Annotated in this window: 4 protein-coding genes; 3 read left to right on the forward strand and 1 reads right to left on the reverse strand. The window is 69.9% G+C overall.

Going from position 1 to position 5,087, the window contains the following annotated elements:
* Positions 1 to 436: 436 nt before the first annotated feature.
* Positions 437 to 1,831 carry an oxygen-independent coproporphyrinogen III oxidase gene (hemN, locus tag D577_RS0113120; protein WP_018947924.1) on the reverse strand — a complete coding sequence of 465 codons (1,395 nt, stop codon included), beginning with the start codon at positions 1,829 to 1,831 and terminating at the stop codon, positions 437 to 439.
* Between the two features lie 124 nt (positions 1,832 to 1,955).
* On the opposite strand from hemN, the gene hpnD reads away from it, so the two are divergent.
* Genes hpnD through D577_RS0113135 form a run of 3 tightly spaced genes read left to right on the forward strand, consistent with a single transcriptional unit; the run spans position 1,956 to position 4,963 of the window.
* Entirely contained in the window at positions 1,956 to 2,810 is an 855-nt protein-coding gene (hpnD, locus tag D577_RS0113125; protein WP_018947925.1) for a presqualene diphosphate synthase HpnD, read from the forward strand.
* A gap of 6 nt (positions 2,811 to 2,816) precedes the next feature.
* Positions 2,817 to 4,160 carry a hydroxysqualene dehydroxylase HpnE gene (gene hpnE, locus D577_RS0113130; protein ID WP_018947926.1) on the forward strand — a complete coding sequence of 448 codons (1,344 nt, stop codon included), beginning with the start codon at positions 2,817 to 2,819 and terminating at the stop codon, positions 4,158 to 4,160.
* Positions 4,157 to 4,963, forward strand: a complete 807-nt coding sequence (locus D577_RS0113135) for an SDR family NAD(P)-dependent oxidoreductase (protein WP_018947927.1) — start codon at positions 4,157 to 4,159, stop codon at positions 4,961 to 4,963. The genes hpnE and D577_RS0113135 overlap by 4 nt, the downstream gene beginning before the upstream one ends.
* Positions 4,964 to 5,087: the final 124 nt, after the last annotated feature.

Genomic DNA, 5,087 nt, shown 5'->3' on the forward strand with positions numbered 1-5,087 from the left:
CTTGGGCTTGACCTTGCCCGCCTCCAGATCCCGAACCCACATGCAGTCGAGCTTGTTCTTGCTGACATCAATGCCGATATGAGCCATCTCGTCCTCTCGCCTTGTCCGTACAGCCTCACCCGTCCTTCACGGGGGGCTTGGATACCGTTCAAACTTCGAGATGAGAAGGGCGCGGGGACCGATCTACGGAGCAGGTTCAAGACCTCAGGAGGCCAACGGGTTACCCCGAGCCCGGTGCCACAGATGGTAGCGCTCCCTCTGCGACGACACACAAGGAGGCCAGCCCCCTGGCCGATCAAGCCCCGGCCACCCACCGCGCCGAATCGCCCGGAGGGCCGCCCCCCACCGGGGCCGGGGTCGACCCGTAGGAGGCCAGCCCCCTGGCCGATCGGGCCCCGACAACCCACCGCGCCAAATCGCCCGGAGGGCCGGCCTCCTACACCACGCGGCTGTATTTCACCGGGGCGGCCTCCGGCCGGTCCAGCCAGGCATCGAAGGCCATGGCCACGTTGCGCAGCAGCATGCGCCCGCGTGGCAGCACGTCGAGCTCGCGCTCGCCCACGCGCACCAGTTCGTCCCGTTCCATCTCGTCCAGCCGTTCCAGCTCCGCACCAAAATACTCACGGAAATCGATGCCGTGGCGGGCCTCCACCCGGCCGAAATCCAGATGCGAATGACACATGATGTCGGTGATCACCTCGCGCCGCAGGCGGTCGTCATCCGACAGCACGATGCCCCGGAACACCGGCAGGCGCCCGGCATCCAGGCGCGCGTAATAGCGATCCAGCTCGCGCACGTTCTGACTGTAGGTATCGCCGATACGCCCGATCGCGGTCGGCCCCATCGCCACCAGGTCGCAGTCGGCACGCGTGGAGTAGCCCTGGAAATTGCGCTGCAGCGTGCCGGCGCGCTGGGCGCGGGCCAGCTCGTCGTCCGGCAGCGCGAAATGATCCATGCCGATGTACACATAACCGGCATCGGTCAGCATGCCGATGGTCGTCTCCAGGATCGCCAGCTTCTCCGCCGCCGAGGGCAGCTCGTCCTCGTTGATCTGGCGCTGCACCTTGAAGCGCTCCGGCAGATGCGCGTAGTTGTAGATCGCCAGCCGCTCCGGCCGCAGCTCGAGGGTTTGCTCCAGGGTCCGCCGCGTGGTCTCCACCGTCTGCTTCGGCAGCCCGTAGATCAGGTCCACGTTGGTCGAGCCGAAGCCGCAGGCCCGCGCCTGTTCGATCGCCCCGGCCGTTACCTCGAACGGCTGGATGCGGTTGACCGCCTGCTGCACATCGGGGTCGAAGTCCTGCACGCCGAGGCTGATGCGGTTGAAGCCGCGCTCGGCCAGCAGCGGCAGCGTGCCCTCGCGCAGCGCCCTCGGGTCGATCTCGATGGAGAACTCGCGCTCCGGCCCGTCCGAGAGGTTGAAGTTGCGACCCAGCGAATCCATCACCCGATCCAGATCGGCATCGCTCAGGTAGGTGGGCGTGCCACCACCGAAATGCAGCTGTTCCACCGGACGCTCCGGGCGGAACAGCCGCCCCTGCAGCGCGATCTCCTGATCCAGATAGTCCAGATAGCTGCGCGCCCGCTCGTAATTGCCGGTCACCACCTTGTTGCAGGCGCAGTAGAAACACACCGTGTCGCAGAACGGCACGTGCACATACAGCGACAGCGGCCGCGTGACGCCGTCGGCCTGCGAACGCTCGGCCTGCACCGCATAGGTGGTGTCGTCGAACCCCTCGTGGAACTGCGGCGCGGTGGGATAGGACGTGTAGCGCGGGCCACTGACGTCGTAGCGTTGCAGCATCTCGCGGTCGAAGATCAGGCTCTGTTCCATCGGGGGCTCCTGTGGGCGGACCGTCCCATGATACCCCCGGCCCGCACCCCGGGGCTTGAGGCAGGTCACCCGACCCGCCTTATGCTAGCCTCTGCGCGCACATCCGGCCCGGCCCCGAGAAACCATGTCACCCGACGAATACTGCGAAGAAAAGGCCGCAAAGAGCGGCTCCTCGTTCTACTACGCCTTCCGTTTCCTCGAAGACGACCGCCGTCGCGCGATCACCGCGCTGTACGCCTTCTGCCGCGAGGTGGACGACGTGGTCGACGAGACCAGCGAGGAGGCCGTGGCCCGCGCCAAGCTGGACTGGTGGCGCGGCGAGATCGGACGGCTGTACGACGGCGACCCGCAGCACCCCATCACCCGCGCGCTGCAGCCGCATCTGGCGCCCTTTGACCTGGGCCGCGAGTACTTCGACGAGATCATCGACGGCATGCAGATGGATCTCGACTACGACAGCTACCCCGATTTCACCACACTGTCGCTGTACTGCTACCGCGTGGCCAGCGTGGTCGGCATCCTCTCCGCACACATCTTCGGCTTCACCGAGCGCGGCACGCTCAAGTACGCTCACGATCTCGGCATGGCCCTGCAGCTGACCAACATCCTGCGTGACGTGCACGAGGACGCGATGCGCGGGCGGGTGTACATCCCGATGGACGAGCTGCAGAAACACGGCGTGCGCCCGGAGGAGTTCCAGCGCAACCTCACCGACGACCGCCACCGCGCGCTGTTCGCCGAACAGGCCGAACGCGCCCGGCGCTACTACGACAAGGCCGAAGCCGAACTGCCGGCCGCGGACCGCTACGCCCAGCGCCCGGGCCTGATCATGGCCGCGATCTACCGCCGCCTGCTGGACGAAATCGCCGATGACGGCTACCGCGTGCTGGAGCACCGGGTTCACCTGACCCCGCTGCGCAAGCTGTGGATCGCCTGGCGCACCTACCGCCGCCTGCGCCGCGAACGCCGGCGCAGCTGAGCCCGCGTGTCCGTCGCGTCCGACGCCCGGCCGGTGGCGGTGGTCGGGGCCGGCTGGGCCGGCCTCACCGCCGCGCTCGCGCTGGCGCGCGCCGGCCACCCGGTCCACCTGCTGGACAGCGCACCGGTGGCCGGCGGCCGCGCCCGCAGCCTGACCCTGGACGAGACCACACTGGACAACGGCCAGCACATCCTGGTGGGCGCCTGCGAAGCGGCGCTGGCACAGATCCGCTCGGTCGGCGTCGACCCGGAGCAGGCCTTCCACGCTCTGCCCTTCGGTCTGGAACTGCGTGCCGCCGACGGCACCAAGGCCCTGCGCCTGAATCCCGCCTCACCGCGCCTGCCGGCGCTGGGCCGCGCGCTGTACGCCGCCCTGAAAACCGAACCGCTGGGCGTACGGCTGCGCGCAACCCTCGGCGCGGTCGGCCTGCTGCACGGCCCGCTGCATCAGGACCGACCGGTGCGCGCCTGGCTGCAGTACCACCACCAGCCGCCCGCGCTGATCGAACGCCTGTGGGAGCCGCTGTGCCTGGCGGTCATGAACACCCCGCTGCGCAGCGCCTCGGCGCAGGTGTTCCGCGAGGTGCTGCGTGAGGCCCTGACCCACGGCCCGGAGGCCGCACGCCTGCTGCTGCCGGCATGGCCGTTGGGCGCGATCTACCCGGAACCGGCGCTGGCCGAACTGCGGCAACGCGGCGCCACCATCGACCTCGGACGGCGCATCCGGCGCATCGAACTGCCCGAAGCCCCCGGGTCGGGGGCTTCGCCGGTCATGCTGGAGGATCGCGGTGGCCGGCGCAGCGAGGCACGCGCCGTGATCCTGGCCACCGCTCCGGCCGCCGCCGCCGGGCTGCTCCCCGAAGCCGCCGACCCGGGCGACCTGCGCGAGCGCATCCGCGGCATGGGCGGGCGCAGCATCTGCACCGTGTACCTGCGCTACCCGCGTGCGGTGGAGGAACTGCCGCCCCTGCTGGGACTGCTGGGGCAGTACGGCCAGTGGGCCGTGCCGCGCCGCGTCAGCGGGCATCCGGAGTGGGTGGCCGTGGTCACCTCGGCCGCCGACGACGCCGCACCCATGGATGCCGACACCCGCTGCGCGACGGTGGCCGCGGAACTGGCCCGCTGCGTGCCCGGGCTGGACACCCCGGTCGCGCAGCACGCGGTCTGCGAACGCCGCGCGACCTTTGATGCCTGCACCGGCATCGACACCCGCCGTCCCGAACCGCGCACTGCGTGCCGGGATCTGCTGCTCGCCGGGGATTATCTGGTCCCCGGACTCCCTTCCACCCTCGAAGCCGCGGTGCGCTCCGGTTTAGAATCGGCGCATCTGCTCATGGAGGACCTCTCTTGACCGACACCCCGCTCGACATCCCGAAGCTGATCGACTATCGGCCCGAACCCGGCGCCTTTGCCGACCGCGTGATCCTGGTGACCGGCGCGGCCGACGGCATCGGGCGCCAGATCGCCGAGGCCTGCGCCGCCGCCGGTGCCGTGGTGGTCCTGCTGGACAAGGACATCAAGGGCCTGGAGCGCGTGTACGATGCCATCGAGGCCGCCGGGCACCCGCAGCCCGCGATCTACCCGCTCAACCACGAGGGGGCGACGGTCAAGGACTATGGCGAGATGGCCGAGAGCATCCGTGACTCGCTCGGCCGGCTGGACGGCGTGGTCCTCAATGCCGGGTGGGCCGGCACCCTCACCCCGCTGAAGCAGTACGACCCGGAACTGTGGTTCAAGGTCGTCAACGCCAACCTGAACGGGCCGTTCTTCCTGGTGCAGGCCGTCATTCCGCTGCTGGAAGCCAGCCCGACCGGCAGTCTGGTGATCTCCACCCAGGACGCCAGCCGCGCCTACTGGGGCGCCTTCGGCATGGCCAAGGCGGCGCAGGAAAGCCTGCTGGAGATCCTGCACCGGGAACACCGCCACGAAGGCGGCTTCATCCACGTCAACGGCGTGGACACCGGCCCGGTGCGCACCCGCTTCCGCCGCGCGCACTACCCCGGCGAAGACCCGGCCAGCCTGCCGGCGCCCGAGGACACCGTGGGCCCGTATCTCTACTTCCTCGACCCCGGCGACCCGGCCGTCACCGGCCACAACCTGCGCCTCGAAGGCCACCTCCCGATCCGCCCCCTGCCCCCGGATTACGACGGCTGATTCCGGCCCCGATCGGCCGGGGGGCCGGCCTCCTACCGCTCCCCGAACCATCCGCAGGAGGCCAGCCCCTGGCCGATCCGGCACCAGACCCGGCCCGATCGGCCGGAGGGCCGGCCTCCTACCG

Origin of the sequence: Thioalkalivibrio sp. AKL17, from assembly GCF_000377885.1 — a bacterium.
GTDB classification, from domain to species: domain Bacteria; phylum Pseudomonadota; class Gammaproteobacteria; order Ectothiorhodospirales; family Ectothiorhodospiraceae; genus Thioalkalivibrio; species Thioalkalivibrio halophilus.